At 35.7% G+C, this 17,276-nt stretch carries 16 protein-coding genes and 1 pseudogene; 11 read left to right on the forward strand and 6 right to left on the reverse strand.

What is annotated here, in order from left to right; genetic code table 11:
* Nucleotides 1-43: 43 nt before the first annotated feature.
* Nucleotides 44-1,654: a bacillithiol biosynthesis cysteine-adding enzyme BshC gene (gene bshC / locus WBG21_RS03095; RefSeq protein WP_340074705.1), complete on the reverse strand. Its 1,611-nt coding sequence runs from the start codon at nucleotides 1,652-1,654 to the stop codon at nucleotides 44-46.
* Between the two features lie 136 nt (nucleotides 1,655-1,790).
* On the opposite strand from bshC, the gene WBG21_RS03100 reads away from it, so the two are divergent.
* Nucleotides 1,791-4,247 (forward strand): M14 metallopeptidase family protein, encoded by a 2,457-nt coding sequence (locus WBG21_RS03100; protein WP_340074707.1) that lies wholly within the window; start codon nucleotides 1,791-1,793, stop codon nucleotides 4,245-4,247.
* A 109-nt stretch (nucleotides 4,248-4,356) separates the two neighbouring features.
* On the opposite strand, the pseudogene WBG21_RS03105 reads toward WBG21_RS03100, so the two are convergent.
* Together WBG21_RS03105 and WBG21_RS03110 are read right to left on the reverse strand one after the other, a co-directional pair.
* Nucleotides 4,357-5,334, reverse strand: a pseudogene (locus WBG21_RS03105) (PLP-dependent cysteine synthase family protein); the annotation flags it as partial.
* A gap of 111 nt (nucleotides 5,335-5,445) precedes the next feature.
* Nucleotides 5,446-6,681: an ABC transporter permease gene (locus WBG21_RS03110; protein WP_340074708.1), complete on the reverse strand. Its 1,236-nt coding sequence runs from the start codon at nucleotides 6,679-6,681 to the stop codon at nucleotides 5,446-5,448.
* 3 nt (nucleotides 6,682-6,684) lie between these two features.
* On the opposite strand from WBG21_RS03110, the gene WBG21_RS03115 reads away from it, so the two are divergent.
* Nucleotides 6,685-8,010 (forward strand): exo-beta-N-acetylmuramidase NamZ family protein, encoded by a 1,326-nt coding sequence (locus tag WBG21_RS03115; protein WP_340074710.1) that lies wholly within the window; start codon nucleotides 6,685-6,687, stop codon nucleotides 8,008-8,010.
* A 9-nt stretch (nucleotides 8,011-8,019) separates the two neighbouring features.
* On the opposite strand, the gene WBG21_RS03120 is transcribed toward WBG21_RS03115, so the two are convergent.
* Nucleotides 8,020-8,520 (reverse strand): YkgJ family cysteine cluster protein, encoded by a 501-nt coding sequence (locus WBG21_RS03120; RefSeq protein WP_413789390.1) that lies wholly within the window; start codon nucleotides 8,518-8,520, stop codon nucleotides 8,020-8,022.
* Nucleotides 8,521-8,642: 122 nt separating this feature from the next.
* Here WBG21_RS03120 and WBG21_RS03125 point away from each other — a divergent pair, with 122 nt between their 5' ends.
* Nucleotides 8,643-9,413, forward strand: coding sequence for a membrane metalloprotease (locus WBG21_RS03125; RefSeq protein WP_340074715.1), 771 nt, complete (start codon nucleotides 8,643-8,645; stop codon nucleotides 9,411-9,413).
* A 1-nt stretch (nucleotide 9,414) separates the two neighbouring features.
* On the opposite strand, the gene WBG21_RS03130 is transcribed toward WBG21_RS03125, so the two are convergent.
* The gene (locus tag WBG21_RS03130; RefSeq protein WP_340074717.1) at nucleotides 9,415-10,047 is read right to left on the reverse strand and encodes a 7-carboxy-7-deazaguanine synthase QueE; all 633 of its coding nucleotides are present in this window, start codon (nucleotides 10,045-10,047) and stop codon (nucleotides 9,415-9,417) included.
* A gap of 75 nt (nucleotides 10,048-10,122) precedes the next feature.
* On the opposite strand from WBG21_RS03130, the gene WBG21_RS03135 reads away from it, so the two are divergent.
* Nucleotides 10,123-10,323, forward strand: coding sequence for a GDCCVxC domain-containing (seleno)protein (locus WBG21_RS03135; RefSeq protein WP_340074719.1), 201 nt, complete (start codon nucleotides 10,123-10,125; stop codon nucleotides 10,321-10,323).
* 5 nt (nucleotides 10,324-10,328) lie between these two features.
* Here WBG21_RS03135 and WBG21_RS03140 read toward each other — a convergent pair whose 3' ends face one another.
* A complete protein-coding gene (locus WBG21_RS03140; protein ID WP_340074721.1) occupies nucleotides 10,329-10,775 on the reverse strand; it encodes a Rid family detoxifying hydrolase in 447 nt (148 codons plus the stop codon).
* 56 nt (nucleotides 10,776-10,831) lie between these two features.
* Between WBG21_RS03140 and WBG21_RS03145 the strand changes: the two genes are divergently transcribed.
* From WBG21_RS03145 to WBG21_RS03175, 7 genes are all read left to right on the forward strand, one after another.
* Nucleotides 10,832-12,358, forward strand: a complete 1,527-nt coding sequence (locus WBG21_RS03145) for a helicase HerA-like domain-containing protein (protein ID WP_340074723.1) — start codon at nucleotides 10,832-10,834, stop codon at nucleotides 12,356-12,358.
* 5 nt (nucleotides 12,359-12,363) lie between these two features.
* The gene (locus WBG21_RS03150; RefSeq protein ID WP_340074725.1) at nucleotides 12,364-12,921 is read left to right on the forward strand and encodes a hypothetical protein; all 558 of its coding nucleotides are present in this window, start codon (nucleotides 12,364-12,366) and stop codon (nucleotides 12,919-12,921) included.
* 24 nt (nucleotides 12,922-12,945) lie between these two features.
* Nucleotides 12,946-13,314: a cupin domain-containing protein gene (locus tag WBG21_RS03155; protein ID WP_340074727.1), complete on the forward strand. Its 369-nt coding sequence runs from the start codon at nucleotides 12,946-12,948 to the stop codon at nucleotides 13,312-13,314.
* Nucleotides 13,315-13,503: 189 nt separating this feature from the next.
* Nucleotides 13,504-14,499 (forward strand): efflux RND transporter periplasmic adaptor subunit, encoded by a 996-nt coding sequence (locus tag WBG21_RS03160; protein WP_340074729.1) that lies wholly within the window; start codon nucleotides 13,504-13,506, stop codon nucleotides 14,497-14,499.
* A complete protein-coding gene (locus tag WBG21_RS03165; RefSeq protein ID WP_340075105.1) occupies nucleotides 14,496-15,758 on the forward strand; it encodes an ABC transporter permease in 1,263 nt (420 codons plus the stop codon). The genes WBG21_RS03160 and WBG21_RS03165 overlap by 4 nt, the downstream gene beginning before the upstream one ends.
* A gap of 9 nt (nucleotides 15,759-15,767) precedes the next feature.
* Nucleotides 15,768-16,442 (forward strand): ABC transporter ATP-binding protein, encoded by a 675-nt coding sequence (locus WBG21_RS03170; protein WP_340074731.1) that lies wholly within the window; start codon nucleotides 15,768-15,770, stop codon nucleotides 16,440-16,442.
* 65 nt (nucleotides 16,443-16,507) lie between these two features.
* A complete protein-coding gene (locus WBG21_RS03175) occupies nucleotides 16,508-17,272 on the forward strand; it encodes an LOG family protein (RefSeq protein ID WP_340074733.1) in 765 nt (254 codons plus the stop codon).
* Nucleotides 17,273-17,276 lie beyond the last annotated feature (4 nt).

Consider the following 17,276-nt stretch of genomic DNA (forward strand, 5'->3'; position numbering starts at 1 on the left):
ATAACGGGATAAATGATTGATTAAAAGCAGCTAACATGTATTTTTATTTTAATATGAGAATAATAAAACCTGGTTGAAGAGGGTTTATGGATTTAGTTAGAGTCTTTATGAAATCATTGCCATAGTTCTCATAGAATTCAGCAAAATTAACAATCCTTTCCTGTAAACTCTCATTGGGAAATAGCGCTTCATGTATTTTTCTAACCCGTATTACATGGTCATTTAATTTTCGTTTCTGAGCCTTTAGCAACCGCTTTTCCAGTTTAATTAACCCTTTTAATTGTTTTACCTCTTGTGCCTTAACAGCCCCTAGAAAAGATTTATCAGTTTGTTTTGCAAGTTCATACAGTGCTTTGAATTGTTCTTTTAAATGATTTTTCTGAGGTGTAAAATCAATAGAAATATCGGAAATGTCTTTTATTTTTTGATTGATCAATTCATTGCGTTTTAGAAAAAGTTGCTGAGGGGCGATGTTTAGTTTTTTAAGTTTTTGTTCTTGGTTTTTTGATAGTATCAATGCTGAATTTCTAACAAGCAGCATGGGGAAAGGAACCTTCACAGCATTAAAAAAAGAATTAAGCTCCAGCCAATAAGCAATTTCACCACCACCTCCAATATAACATAGGTTGGGCAATATAACTTCTTGATAGAGTGGACGGAGTATCACATTAGGGCTAAATCGCTCGGGATTTTTATTTAAGTGTTTGATGAAATCATCTTTTTTCCATTGCAGGTCAGTATCATTAACAAAGTATATTCCATCTTTTTCAATGATGCGTTCCCGCTTATTTTCCATTAAGTAAAATAAGTTAATTTCTCTTGGGTTTACCTGAACATTATAGGAAATACTATTTAATTTTTCTGCCTGTTCGGAAACTTTTTTATACGAGGTATTTTTCAAAAGTTCTTCTTCCATGTATGGAATGAACAGTTGTTTAAATTGTTTGTCATTGCCATCTATAATAACCAATCCATATTCACTAAAGAGTTCATTGGTTAGGTAACGGGTAGCTTCGGAAAGTGTGTTATGTTTAGCGTATGCTTCTTTGAATAACTTTCGGATTGCATCAGCTTTTTTTCCTATGCCCAATTCTTTTGAAAACAAATCAGAAACTGCTTCCAACCCTTCATTAGAAAATGCCCCTACAGCACCCTGGTTGTTATTTTCTACCTGTTTGTCCCACTGAATTTTTTTGCCTTTATAATTGAAATACCGGATTTCATCAAAGTCATGGTCTTCTGTGGCCATCCAATATATAGGGATAAAATCATATTCGGGATATTGCTCTTTTAATTTTTTTACCAGATTAATTGTAGCAATTATTTTATACAAAAAATAAAGAGGCCCGGTAAATAAGTTTAACTGATGTCCGGTTGTTATGGTATAGGTCGTGCTATTTTTTAAAAGGGAAAGATTCTTTTTTGTAGCTTCATATAAATGAATGTTTTCGTGCTGGGCTACAAGAGCATCAACGAGAATGTCTCTTGATTTTTGCGAATAGGATGTTGCCTTTTCTGTTATTTGAGCTTTAAAATTTTCTATGCTCGGATAGCGGTTATAAAAATGTCTTAAGCTATTGTTAGCATCAATATAATCACATATCAGTGTTGAAAAATATCCGGTTTCCTTAAAAGGAATACAATCAGTTGACATACAGAAAGTGAAAAAATTAGACGGTAAAGATAAAATTCTTTCTTTTTTCGATTCCTAAAAATACGTTAAGATGTTTACTATACAATTTGTATTTTAATTAGTAGCTTTGGAAAGATATCAATAAACACTGTAACAAATGAGATTTATATATACTCTTGTGCTTTCTTTTTTTTCTATTGTTTCCATTTCACAAAACATTCAATCTCCTTCTACATTTTTAGGGTATGAACTGGGTACTCGTTTCACAAGGCACCATCAGGTAATGGATTACTATGAATATGTAGCAGCAACTGTTCCTGAAATGGTAAAACTGGAAGTTTATGGAGAAACTTATGAGGGACGGAAATTAATGGTTGCCTATGTTTCATCAAAGGCTAATGGCAATAATTTAGAAGAAATCCGTCAAGAACACCTTAAAACGATAAAAGGAGAAGGAAGCCCTTCTGAAGCTATTGTATGGTTAGGGTATAATGTCCATGGTAATGAAAGTGTTAGTACAGAAGCTTCTATGCAGACCCTCTATGAACTGATATCTAAAAAACAAGCATGGTTAGACAACACAGTTGTTATTATAGACCCTTGTATCAACCCAGATGGGCGTGATCGTTATGTGAATTGGTACAATCAGTTCAAAAACACGCCATATAATAATGATCCGAACAGTAAGGAACATCATGAAGGGTGGCTAAGCGGGCGATCCAACCATTATATGTTCGATCTTAACCGTGATTGGGCTTGGGTAACTCAAAAAGAGAGCCAACAGCGCTTAAAAATATTTAATAAATGGTTACCGCATGTACATGTTGATTTCCATGAGCAAGGAGTGGATAACCCTTATTATTTTGCACCTGCAGCAGAGCCGTTACATGAGGTGATTACACAATGGCAACGCGATTTTCAGGTAACTATAGGAAAAAACCATGCAAAGTATTTTGATGCGAATGGGTGGTTCTATTTTACAAAAGAAATTTTTGATTTGCTTTATCCCAGTTACGGTGATACCTATCCTACATATAATGGTGCCATCGGAATGACTTATGAGCAAGGAGGAAGTGGGCGAGCAGGATTGGGAGTATTGACTAGTTATGGTGATACACTTACACTAAAGGACCGGATTGCGCATCATAATACAACCGGGCTCTCTACGGTGGAGATTGCCAGTAAAAATGCTGAAAAACTAAATGATGAATTTAAAAAGTTTTATGCAGATAAACGTTTCAAATACAGAAGCTATGTAATGAGCGGAAACCCTGATAAAATCAATGCTTTAAAAAAGCTTTTGGATCAACATGAAATTACATATGGAAATGCAAGTGCAACTACTGTAAAAGGATATGATTATAGTATAGGAAAAACCGGTAGTATAAAAACGACTTCTGCAGATTTGGTTGTTCATACCGATCAAATGAAAGGAAAATTAGTAAAAGTACTTTTTGAACCTAAAACTAAGCTGAGCGATTCGCTTACCTATGATATTACGGCATGGTCGCTTCCTTATGCATATGGGTTGCGTGCAATTGCCTCAGAAACAATAGTCAATAGCACTGTGTTAGAGGTAGCCTCTACAGTATCTAACAAAGCATATGAAAATGCATATGCCTATGTAACAAAGTGGAACAGTATGGAGGATGCCCGTTTTTTAGCGGCGCTTTTAAATAAGAACTTCCGTGTGCGTTACCATGAAGAACCATTTTCAGTAGAAGGGGAGCGATTTGAACGGGGAAGTCTGATCATTACCCGTACAGATAACAAAAACAAGGAAAATTTTGACACAGAACTTGTAGCTATTGCATATGAGTATGGAAGAAACTTAACAGCCACTCGAACAGGATTTGTGGATAGTGGGAAAGATTTCGGGTCTAGTGCTGTAAAAATGATTCCAAATGTGAAAGCAGCGATACTCTCAGGGGGATCTGTGTCTACATTAAGTTTTGGAGAAGTTTGGCACTTTTTCGAGCAGCAACTAGGTTATCCGGTAGCAGTAATCGATACTGATTATTTTGATAATGTAGATTTATCGAAATATGAGGTGTTTATACTTCCGCAAGCTTGGCGAGGTGATTTTTTTACGGAAAAACGAATGAAACATATAAAAGAATGGGTAGGCAACGGAGGCAAACTAATTGCTATAGGAGGTGCTGTTAATATCCTTACAGGGGATAATGGGTTTGGCCTGAAAGAAAAAGAACAGCATAAGGATGAAGAAGAAATAATGCCCTCAGCTTATGAAGATAAGGAACGTGGGCGGGTAAAAAACTATATTACAGGAGCCATATTTAAAACAAAAGTAGATACTTCACATCCATTGGCGTACGGTTATGGCGGAAATTATTTCACGTTAAAGTTAACCAGTAATAGCTACGAATACCTAAAGGAAGGAAATGTAGTATATATTGAAAATAAAGGAACTCCTATAGCTGGTTTTGCGGGAAGCGAAGCCCAAAAACAAGTGCCAAAATCATTAGTATTTGGTGCAGAAAACTATGGGCGTGGCAATGTGGTTTATATGATAGACAACCCCTTGTTTAGAGGATTTTGGGAAAACGGCAAACTGTTTTTTGCCAATGCTTTGTTTATGGTGAATAATCGATAATAAATAGTTAGAGACAGAAAAGTGTATGAGTATTGAATGTCTTTCAACAGATTTTTCAAGTCTATGCAGAATTTAATGAAAAAATAATCAAACCGAGAAAGAATTGTTATTCTAAAAACCCTTGTGCTTTCATCCAGTCATCATTAAATATTTTACCCACGTACCGGCTTCCTGAATCATGAAAAAGGACTACTACAATGTCATCCGGTTTAAAATGTTCTTTTAATTGAAGTACACCTTTGATAGCTGCTCCTGCCGAATTCCCTGCAAAAACACCTTCTTCTTTGGCTAGTTTTCGGGTAAAAATAGCAGCGTCTTTATCAGTTACTTTTGTAAACCCGTCAATAATACTAAAATCCACATTTTCAGGTAAAATATCCTCTCCAATTCCCTCCGTAATGTACGGATATATCTCATTTTCATCAAAAATCCCTGTTTCATGGTATTTTTTAAACACAGAACCATATGTGTCAACTCCCCATACTTTTATGTTTGGATTTTGTTCCTTTAAGTATTTCCCAACACCTGAAATAGTACCTCCTGTTCCCACGCCCACTACAAAATGCGTTATTTTTCCTTCAGTTTGTTTCCATATCTCGGGCCCGGTTTGTTCATAGTGGGCTAGTGCATTAGAGGGGTTGTCGTACTGGTTTACATGCCAAGAGTTTGGAGTTTCCTTGGCCAATCGCCTAGAAACGGAATAATAGGAACGAGGATCTGAGGGCTCCACACTAGTTGGGCATACAATAACTTCGGCACCTACAGCCCGTAGGATATCTATTTTTTCTTTGGATTGTTTGTCATTAATAACACAAATAAGCTTATATCCTTTAACAATTGCCGCAAGGGCAAGCCCCATGCCTGTATTTCCTGAAGTCCCTTCAATGATAGTCCCTCCGGGTTTCAATCGCCCATCTGCTTCTGCATCTTCTATCATTTTCACAGCCATACGGTCTTTTACGGAGTTTCCGGGATTAAAAGTTTCTACTTTTGCCAAAACCAATGCATCAATTCCGTTAGTAATTTTATTGAGTTTTACTAATGGTGTGTTTCCGATAGTTTCGAGGATGTTTTTTGCGTATTCCATGTCATTATTTTGAAGTGGCAAAGGTAATAAATAGGACGGATGATTTTGAATTTATAGTCTATGATTTATAGTTTTTTAATATTTTGAGAAAGAAATAAAACATGATAAAAACTATTCAAACCTGATGGCTTTCACAGGGGTTATTTTAGATACAATATAGGAAGGGATGAGCAACATGATTAGGCATAAAATCAAAGTGCCTGCATTTAGGGCTAGGATATTCCCTACATTTAAATATACAGGAGCTTCTGTGACATAATAGGTAGCAGGGTCTAGTTTTATGAAACCAAAGTATTTTTGAATGAGTAGCAACCCAATCCCGATCACATTTCCCCAAAACAACCCTATTAAAATCAAGTAAGTGGCATTGTAAAGAAATATTTTTCGGATGTTGGCATTCGTACTTCCCAGTGCTTTTAATATACCGATCATTTGTGTACGCTCTAAAATGAGAACAAGCAGAGCAGTAATCATATTAAACCCTCCAACAAGGATCATAATTCCGATAATAATGGCAATATTAAAATCAAACAAATTGATCCATTCAAAAATATAGTTATACTTATCGGTAATCGTTTGTGAATCAAGCGTAGAAAGCGTTTTACCATAAATTTCTTGTCCTTTTTCTTTGATTTTGGAGAAATCGTCAATAAACACTTCAAAATTGCCAATTTCATCTTCTTTCCATTTATTCATTCGTTGGATATGACGAATATCCGTGAAAATATAGGTAGCATCAAACTCTTCATAACCACTTTCGTAGATGCCGACTATTTTAAAATTTCGTTGATTGGGTATCTGGCCTCCATCATCTTTCAAGAAAAATGAAAAAAAAGTATCTTCTATGTTCAGGTGAAGTCTTTTAGCAAGATAGTTTGAAATTAGCACCTCATTATTCAATTTTCCGGAATAGTCCGGTATCCGTCCTGCAATGAGATAACTCTTAAATGTATCCCATTGATAGTCAGTGCCTACACCTTTAGCAATGACCCCTTCAAAAGTATCCTCGGTACGAATGATCCCCCCCTTTGTGGCAACAGCTTGAATGTGTGTTATCCCCTCTATGTTGTTAAATTCAGGGTAAAAATCTTGCTGTATCTTTATAGGGGTTAACGAAACGGCAGAGTTATTGCTATCATAGTTAAAAATCTGGATATGTCCATTAAAAGCAGCTACTTTTTCTCGTATTTTTTGCTGCAATCCGGTGCCGGTGGCAATAGCTACCAGCATCATAACTAACCCCAAAGCAATGGCGGCAATCGCCATTTTTATTATTGGTGCCGATATGCTATTTTTATATTGTTTGTCGGTAATAAGCCGTTTTGCTATGAAATATGCTAAATTCAAAAGATGATATCAATTAAACAATTCAAAAATACAGTTTTATTATTATGCCTCGCTTTTTTCTCTTGTTTAAAGAGCCAAAATATTAAGGACAAGCAAAATAATAAACCTTTATATCAAGGGAATTATTATGGATACAGCGATCAAAACAGAAATGTTACGGTAGGAGCAAACAGGCTCCATTACTACCTTCCAGAGCTAAAAGGAAAACGAATAGGTGTGGTAGCCAATCAAACAAGTGTTATTTTTAAATCTTTTAAAGTTAACGACACACTTGAGACCTACGATCCTGAAGAAGATATTTTTTATGAAGTAGTAGCTCTTTTTGATATTTATACGGATGAATATACACATTTAGTAGATTCATTGATTTCGTTAGACGTAAATGTGAAAAAGGTTTTTGCTCCTGAACATGGTTTTAGGGGGACAGCAGATGCGGGAGAAACAGTTATTGACGGTGTTGATAAAAAAACGGGGGTACCTATTATATCGTTATATGGAAAAAATAAGAAACCATCACCTGAGCAATTGCAAGGCTTGGATATGCTTATTTTTGATATTCAGGATGTGGGTGCACGCTTTTATACCTATATCTCTACACTTCATTATGTAATGGAAGCATGTACGGAAGCAGGATTGCCTTTGCTGATTTTAGACCGTCCCAATCCCAATGGGTTTTATGTAGACGGCCCCGTTTTAGAAATACAGCACAAAAGTTTTGTTGGGATGCACCCTGTACCTGTGGTTCATGGAATGACTGTAGGGGAGTATGCCCAGATGATCAATGGTGAAAAATGGCTGACCGGTGGAATTCAATGTGATATAACAGTTATAGAATGTATAGATTATTCAAAAAGCTATAGCTATAGTTTGCCGATATTCCCATCGCCAAACCTTCCAAACGATAAGGCTATTAACCTTTATCCGAGCCTTTGCTTTTTTGAAGGGACTCATGTAAGTGTAGGCCGGGGCACAGACATGCAATTTCAGGTATACGGTTCTCCTTTTCTACCAGAAAGTGGGTTTTCTTTTATACCACAACCTAACGGAGGTGCTAAATATCCGCTACATGAAGGGAAAAAGTGTTACGGAGAAGATTTAAGAGCGGTACCTGATAGAAACTATTTAGACCTGTCGTGGTTGATAAAGACGTACCAAGCAACAACAGACAAAACTTCTTTTTTTAATTCATTTTTCACCAAATTGGCAGGAACTACACAATTACAAGAACAAATAGAGTTGGGTAATACAGAAGAAACTATTAAAGAAACTTGGGAAGCAGATTTGGAAAAATACAAAACAATGCGAAAAAAGTATTTAATCTATAATTAAAAGGTTAAATTAAACTTGGACTTGTTTCTTCATGGCTTCTACAATATTATATGCGGCAGGACAAATAGCGATATTTTTTAAAGTGAGATGGGTTATTTGGTGAAACTTTTTTCTGTCGGTATGCGGGTATTCTCTACAAGCTTTAGGCCTGACATTATAAACCATACAGTAATTTTCATGATCTAAAAAAGCGCAAGGGACATTTTGCAATACATAATCATTGTCTTCATCAATTTTTAAATACTGATCTATAAATTTTTGAGGCTTTAATTTCAAGTGTTTGGAAATACGTTCTATATCTGCTTTGGTAAAAAGAGGGCCAGTTGTTTTACAACAATTTGCACAAGAAAGGCAGTTAGTGTGCTGAAATTCAGCTTCATGAAGTTCTTGCATTAGATAGTCCAAATCTTTCGGGAGTTTCTTTTTCAGTTTTGAAAAATATTTTTTGTTTTCTTTGTACTTATCTTTGGCAAGTTGTGGAAGTTGTTTTAAGAGTTCATTTATTTTCATAACATTTCAAAAATAGTATTTTATCACAGACAGTATTAAATATATTATAACAATCATATGGGGTTTTTCGTTTTTAAGCTGTTATACTATGAAAGATTGCCCTTAAAATAAAACCTGTTTTTATGAAAAAATTACATGTATTAGCTGTATTATTTTTGTTCTTGTTTATCATTAGCTGTTCTAGTGATAATGATCCCAAAGATGTGACACCACCTGTTGATAGGTCAGCTAACTTACAACCTGTAGGTTCTTCAGCACGAGATTTACTCACACAAAATGATTTCACAAGCTTAGTGCTCGAAATAGTATACGTAAGCGGTTTTCGCCCTACAGACCAAGCGATAGCCAATCTGGTTTCTTTTATCAATGACCGTACATTTAAACCCGGAGGAGTTACCGTAGAGTATACGGAAGTATCGTCTCCTAATGATGATGAATTTTCGATACAAGAAATAGCTGATTTAGAAACAGATTTTAGAGTGAACTATAATGAAGGAAATGAAATAGCAGTTTATATATTCTTCGCTGATGCACCTTCGGAGAATACCAATGGTCCTTCAGTAGTACTAGGCTCTGCATACCGGAATACATCTATTGTGATTTATGAAAGCACTATTTTTGAAGCTTCCAATAACAATGCAGGTATTACGAGTACCACTATTGAGAGTGCTGCACTAATGCATGAATTTGCACACATCTTAGGTTTGGTAGATTTGGGTACCCCGTTGACTTCAGATCATTTAGACACGGAAAATGGAAACCACTGTAATGTAGACGGATGTTTAATGGAAGCACAAATACAATTTGGGAGCTTAGATATGATGTCTAATAACACCATACCTCAATTGGAAGCATTATGCATTCAGGACCTACAGGCAAATGGAGGCAAATAAATCAAGGAATATTCAAATATTTATGTGTTTGTAATGACACTTTCCATTTAGGATGTTTCATTACGTAATCAACAATAGCAGGGATAATTTTATCTCGTTTGCTCCATTCCGGTTGGAGGTATAAAATACAATTTTCACCAACTTTTTTAGCTTGTTCTTCTGCGAAAATGAAATCGTGTTGATTATAAACGATGATTTTTAATTCATCTGCTTTTATGTAGACTTCATCCAAAGGCAACTTTGTTTTTTTAGGAGAAAGGCAGATCCAGTCCCAAATGCCTGTAAGTGGATAAGCTCCTGAAGTTTCAATATGTGTTTTAAGCCCTTCTGCTTTTAACTGTGAAGTTAATGGTTTCATATTCCACATCAATGGCTCTCCTCCTGTAACCACAATCGTATCTGAATAGTTTGCTGCATTTTCCACAATACTTTTTATAGCAGTGGGCGGATGGGTAGCAGCATCCCAACTTTCCTTTACATCACACCAATGACAGCCTACATCACAACCTCCAATACGTATAAAATAGGCTGCGGTTCCTTTATGATACCCTTCCCCCTGAATGGTGTAAAATGCTTCCATCAAGGGTAGCATTTCTCCTTTGTCGACTAATGCAGCAACCTCATTTTTTATCATGCTGTAAAGATAGGAATTGTTTGAAGTTTGTTAAATCCTAATGGAATATCTTTGTAGTTAAGTCTAAAAATAAAAATGAATACCAGTACAGTAATTACCTGCCCAAAGTGTGGGTATAAAAAAGAAGAGCAAATGCCAATAAACGCTTGTCAATATTTTTATGAATGTAACGACTGTAAAACTATTCTAAAACCTCTTCAGGGCGATTGTTGTGTCTATTGCTCTTATAGTTCCGAAAAATGCCCTTTTATTCAGGGGAAAAAGAATTGTTGCTAATCATATTATTTCTTAGCAATCACATCAATCTCTATTTTAGCATTTCGGGCCAGTCCGGAAGCAGCAAAAGTAGTCCGGGCCGGTTTTTTTGTAAAGAATTGTTTGTATACGGAATTAAAAGCAGCAAAATCATTAATATCACTTAAAATAACGGTACATTTAACTACGTTGTCCAACGTTAATTCATGCTGTTCCAAGACGGCTTCGATGTTTTTAATCACTTGTTCCGTTTCTGTTTGTATGCCGCCTTCCACTAAGGCACCTTCTTCATAATCAAACCCAATTTGTCCGGTGAGAAATAGAAAGCCATTTGCTTCTACAGCATCACTAAACGGATTTTTCAATCGCTGTTCTATATGTGAGGGGTGAAAAACAATCTCATTTTTCTGAGTATTTTCTGTAGTGCATCCGGTTAAAAAGAGAATAAGAAGAAACAGTATGGATGATTTCATCAGTTGATTTTTTAAGTTGATTAAAATTACGCTATTTTTATAAAAAATTGTAATGCATGGATAGAAAACAAGCCTTTTTTGACCATATTACGACTGGATATACTACGAAAGGCGATTATATAACATTAGGTGCTGCCATGCTAGATGGAGAAACAGTTACCAACGCCTATGTAAAAATTCCTTTAAAAACAATGAACCGTCATGGGCTTATAGCAGGAGCTACCGGTACAGGAAAAACAAAAACATTACAAATTATTGCTGAGAACCTTTCTGATAAAGGAATCCCTGTCCTTCTAATGGACTTAAAAGGTGATTTGAGCGGTATTGCACAGCCCAGTTCGGGACATCCTAAAATAGATGAACGCCATGAAAAAATAGGTTTTCCATTTGAATCCAAGGGTTTTCCGGTTGAGATATTGTCGCTTTCCGAACAAGAAGGTGTGCGATTGCGGGCCACCGTGTCGGAGTTTGGCTCTGTACTACTTTCCAGGATATTAGATTTAAATGAAACACAACAAGGGGTCTTAGCGGTAGTTTTTAAATATTGTGATGATAATAAATTGCCCCTATTAGATTTAAAAGACTTAAAAAAGGTTCTCCAATACGCAACAGATGAGGGCAAGGAAGCATTTGAGGATGTTTATGGCCGTATATCTACTGCTTCTACAGGAGCCATTCTTCGAAAAATAGTTGAGTTGGAACAACAAGGAGCTGAACGTTTTTTTGGAGAACGCTCATTCGATGTGGACGACTTGGTACGAATTGATCAAAATGGTAGGGGATACATCAATATCATCCGTTTGACAGATATACAAGACAGGCCTAAATTGTTTTCCACTTTCATGTTGAGCTTACTAGCAGAGCTATATGCTACATTTCCTGAACAAGGTGATAGTGACCGGCCTGAGTTGGTGCTTTTTATAGACGAAGCCCATCTTATTTTTGATGAAGCCTCGAAAGCTCTCCTCAATCAAATAGAAAATATAGTTAAGCTTATCCGTTCTAAAGGAATTGGAGTGTATTTTGTTACCCAGAACCCAACAGATGTGCCGGATGTTGTACTTTCCCAATTAGGACTAAAGGTACAGCATGCCCTAAGGGCATTCACGGCTAAAGACCGGAAAGCTATAAAACTAACCGCAGAAAATTATCCGTTATCAGATTATTACAAGACAACTGAAGTATTAACCTCATTAGGTATTGGGGAAGCATTAGTTACAGCATTGGATGAAAAAGGCCGGCCAACGCCGCTTGCCGCTACCATGCTCCGGGCACCGATGAGCCGTATGGATGTGTTAACAGCAGAAGAACTTAAAAACGTAATTGATCATTCTAAGCTTATAAAAAAATACAATGAAGAAATAGACAGAGAGAGTGCGTATGAGTTATTAAATGATAAAATTGCAGCAGCAGAAGCAAAACAAAAGGTAGCGGAAGAACGTGAAAAAATAGAAAACAAATCAAAAAAGAAAATTACTCAGAAGCAAGTAGATTGGGTAAAACCTATTTTAAAAGTGGTAACAAGTGCCACTTTTATACGTGGTGTTCTGGGAATTATCAGTAAAAGTAAAAAAAGAAGATAATAGATATGAGAAAGCATATTTTTTTGATAGTAATATTAGTTGCGTTTTTTTGGCAGTGTACCGAAAAAACGGATCCATTTCTTATAACAAAAGGACAAGTTGGATATTTAACTAAGGAAACTGGAGTTGAAGAATTAGATAGCATTTTTGCAAATGACTCCATATATGAAGATGGAGGCATTAAAGGCTTTGGTTATGCCAGTACAGTCCGTTACTTAATATATGAAAAAGGAGGGAAGCATTTGATGACAATTTCACCTTCAAAACCATCTGATAGTATTCGAACCATTGAAAATATCCAAATTTATGACGAGCGTTATAAAACGGGTAAAGGCGTTAATGTAAATAGTACTTTCAAAACAATTAAGGATAACCATAAGATTTCAAAAATTGTAAATACAATGAACAATGTGTTGATTTTTGTGAATGAAATAGACGCCTATTTTACGATTGATAAAAAAGAATTGCCGGCAGATCTCCGATATAATACCAGTCAAAAGATAGAAGCTGTCCAAATTCCGGACAATGCAAAAATCAAGTATTTTATGATAGGGTGGGAATAATAAATAAACATTATTTATAATTAAATGAAAAAAAGCCATACTATTCAAAAAACACCCTTTGTTGTTCCGACTGATGATGGTAAACATATTGAGGAACATTTTGGCAATGCCACCGATGGAAATACCGATATAAGCATTGCCCGGATGGTAGCACCTCCTGGGTGGAGCGAGCCTTTTCAAACCCCTGAATTTGATGAATATACGCTAATTTTAAAAGGTAAAAAGCAATTTAATATTGAGGATAAAATTGTTGTTTTGGAGGCAGGGCAATCCATTAAAATTGAAAAACATACGCGGGTTCAATATTCCAATCCATTTGATGAACCTTGTGAATATGTAGCTGTTTGTTTACCTGCTTTTTCTATAGAAATAGCTAATAGAGAAGAAGAATAAAAGAATGAAAAAGCACTTTTACATAAGTTATGATATCTGTCATTTCTCATGCATTTATTTTCTTCGTAATTTAACCTCTTAATTAAAAAATGATTTGCATTGAAGTTGTTCTATTCATTAATAGTTTTTTTTATTCTTTTAGTTTCTTGTAATAAAAATCAGTCATATATAAAACCAACTGTAACCGATTTGGTTGAATCAGTTTATGCATCGGTTACTGTCCAACCGGACAGTTTGTATGAAGTTTATAGTGCTGTAGGTGGTATATTGGATAAGAACCTGGTGGAAGAAAATGATACTGTTCTTGTGGGGACTCCAATCCTTCAGGTTATTAATAATACGCCAAAACTCAATACGGAAAATGCTCGTTTAGCATTAGAATTGGCTCAAAAAAACTATAAAGGGAGTGCAACGCTATTAACACAGTTGGAAACAGAAATAAAGACAGCACTTCTTCAGTACCAAAATGATTCTATCAACTATTTTCGGCAGAAAAACCTATGGGAGCAAAATATAGGGACTAAAGAAACTTTTGATGCAAAAAAACTTCGTTATGAATTATCAGCCAATACACTTAGGTTGCTTAAAAGCAGGTACAAAACTACAAAGAATGAGTTGCAAAGTGCTTTAGAGCAAGCAAAAAACAATTATAAAACGGCACTTATAACAACAGATGACTATACGGTTGCCAGTAAAATAAATGGAACAGTGTATGCCTTGTATAAAAACCCAGGAGAATCAATAACAACACAGCAACCATTGGCATCTATAGGCAGGACAGATACTTTTGTTATTGAGATGTTGGTTGATGAGGTAGATATTGTGAAAGTAGCTATAGGGCAACCGGTATTGGTAACATTAGAGGCCTATAACGCTACGGTCTTTGAGGCAATAGTCCATAAAATATACCCTAAAAAAGATGAACGCTCGCAAACATTTACCGTAGAGGCAGTTTTTAAGGGGCAACCGGATGTATTATACCCCGGTTTATCAGGTGAAGGAAATATAATTATTGCCAAAAAAGAAAATGTACTTACTATTCCTAAAGTATATCTTATAGGTACAAATCAGGTAAAAACAGCGAGAGGGGTTATAACTATTGTCACCGGATTACACAATATGGATGTTGTAGAAGTTATTTCAGGGATTAATAAAGAAACCCACATATATAAACCCGAGGACTGATGAATTGGAGCGTTATATTAAGCATTGCCAAAACGCATCTGATTAGTAGAAGGAAACAAACTACTACAGCAGCACTTGGTGTAATGTTCGGCATAGGAGCTTATATTACCTTAGTGAGCTTTATGACAGGGCTTAATGAAATGTTAGATGGGCTTGTACTAAACCGAACCCCCCACGTACATATATACAATGAGATAAAACCTTCAGAAAAACAACCGGTAGACCTATATACTGCTTTTGAAAACAGCCATAAAATAATACACTCGGTCAAACCTAAACAAAACCCTGCTAAAATCCATAATGCCCTTCCTATCATTAATTATCTAAATAAAGATAAAAGGGTGAAAGGGGCTATTCCACAACTTCAGGCACAAATTTTTTATATAGCAGGTTCAATAGAAATAGGAGGAAATTTAAGTGGAATTAATGCAATAGATGAAGCACGGTTATTTAACTTCGATGAATATATCATAAAAGGGACACCAGAAGATTTGGAAAAGGGCGACAACGCTATCTTAATAGGTGCCGGAATTGCCTATAAAATGTCGCTTGATGTGGGAGACCGTGTTCAAATAAGTACTGTGAGAGGAGCTGTTTTCCCCTTAAAAATAGTGGGCATCTATCAAAGTGGGATTGCTGATATTGATAATATTCAAAGTTATGCAAATATAAAAACGGTGCAACGTATCCTTGGGGAAGCGGAAAACTATATTACCGATATTAATGTAAAACTTCATGACATTAATGAAGCAACCCCTATGGCCAAAACGATAGAAAAACAATTTAAACTTACGGCAATAGATGTTAATACAGCTAATGCTCAGTTTGAAACAGGTTCTAACATTAGAAACCTTATTACATACGCAGTCTCAATTACATTGCTTATTGTTGCCGGTTTTGGTATTTACAATATCCTCAATATGCTTATTTATGAGAAGATGAATGACATTGCTATTTTAAAAGCAACCGGTTTTTCAGGAAAAGATGTACAGTATATTTTTTTGAGTCAAGCTATGATTATTGGGATTATAGGAGGCATATTAGGGCTTTTTATAGGGTATGCCCTTGCTTCTTTTATAGATACAGTGCCTTTTGAGACAGAAGCACTACCTACTATAAAGACCTATCCGATTAACTATAACCCATCATATTATGCAATAGGGATTACTTTTGCCATAGTGGCCACTTTTTTGGCTGGATACTTACCATCTCAAAAGGCCAAAGGGATAGACCCTGTAAGGATTATAAGAGGGCAATAAGATTAAAAAATGGACACCGTATTAGAAGCAAGAAACATCAATAAATATTTTAAAAAGCCAGTACTTTTCCATGTGCTTAAAGATATTAATTTTGAGGTAAAAAGAGGTGAATTTGCTTCTATCATGGGAAAATCAGGGTGTGGAAAATCTACTTTATTGTACATTCTATCTACAATGGATACAGATTATGAAGGAGAATTGTTTATAAATGGCGAAAAAGTTACGGGGAAGCACCATCGTGAACTTTCTGTAATTAGAAATAGGCATATAGGTTTTGTATTTCAATTTCATTATTTGCTATCGGAGTTTAGCGTTATGGAAAATGTGATGCTCCCAGCTAAAAAATTAGGAAAAAAAACAGTTATAGAGATAGAACAGGATGCAATGAATAAACTAAATATTTTAGAGATAGGACATTTAGCTAAGAAAAAAGCTTCAAGGATATCCGGAGGAGAAAAACAACGTGTAGCTATTGCCCGTGCATTAATTAACAACCCATCCATTGTAATGGGAGATGAACCTACAGGGAATTTAGACAGCCATAATGCAGAGAATGTATTCAATGTCTTCAGGCAATTGAGTCAAGAACAAGGATTGTCTTTACTGGTTGTTACACATGATATGGATTTTGCAGAAAAGACGGACCGGATTATCGAAATGGGAGATGGAACCATCTTAAATTGAACATATACTATATTATCAATAACTTTGATAAAACGATAAAAAGTACACCTTAAATCTGTATTCACATGAGCAAGAAAACGAATAACGAGAAAGTATTTTTAACAGAAGAAGGTTCTTTTTTAAAAGGGCCCCGAACCCGTTGGAAAGAATTTATTTTTACATTAAAAGTACAATATCACTTTATAAGAGGCTTTCGGAAGATGCACTTTTTAGGTCCGTGTGTAACGGTGTTTGGCTCTGCGCGTTTTGAGCCGGACAATTTACATTATAAGCAAGCTGAAGAAGTAGGAAAGGCTTTGGCCAACATGGGATTTACGGTAATGACCGGAGGAGGCCCTGGAATTATGGAAGCAGCCAATAAGGGAGCATATGAATCTGGAGGGCATTCTGTAGGATGCAATATTATTTTACCACATGAACAGGATCCAAACCCATACCTTCATAAGTGGATTAACATCCCGTATTTTTTTGTTCGTAAATTTCTATTGATAAAATATTCATATGCTTTTGTGGTAATGCCCGGAGGTATTGGAACACTTGATGAGCTTTTTGAGTCGCTTACACTCATACAGACAAAAATGATCAAACACTTCCCTGTGGTAATTTTTGGAAAAGAATATCACAAAGAGCTATACCATCATATACAAATTATGACAGAAAACGAAAGTATTGACCAAGAAGATCAAAAACTTTTATTTATAACTGATTCTGTGGATGAAATGGTTGCCCATTTAAAAGTACATGCCGTAAAAAAGTTTGGATTGGTAGAAAAGCCATACAAAACACGTTGGTGGCTTGGTGAAAAAGCTATAGAAAAAAGAACTACTTAAATAC

Origin of the sequence: Leptobacterium meishanense (assembly GCF_037645805.1) — a bacterium.
GTDB lineage: Bacteria > Bacteroidota > Bacteroidia > Flavobacteriales > Flavobacteriaceae > Leptobacterium_A > Leptobacterium_A meishanense.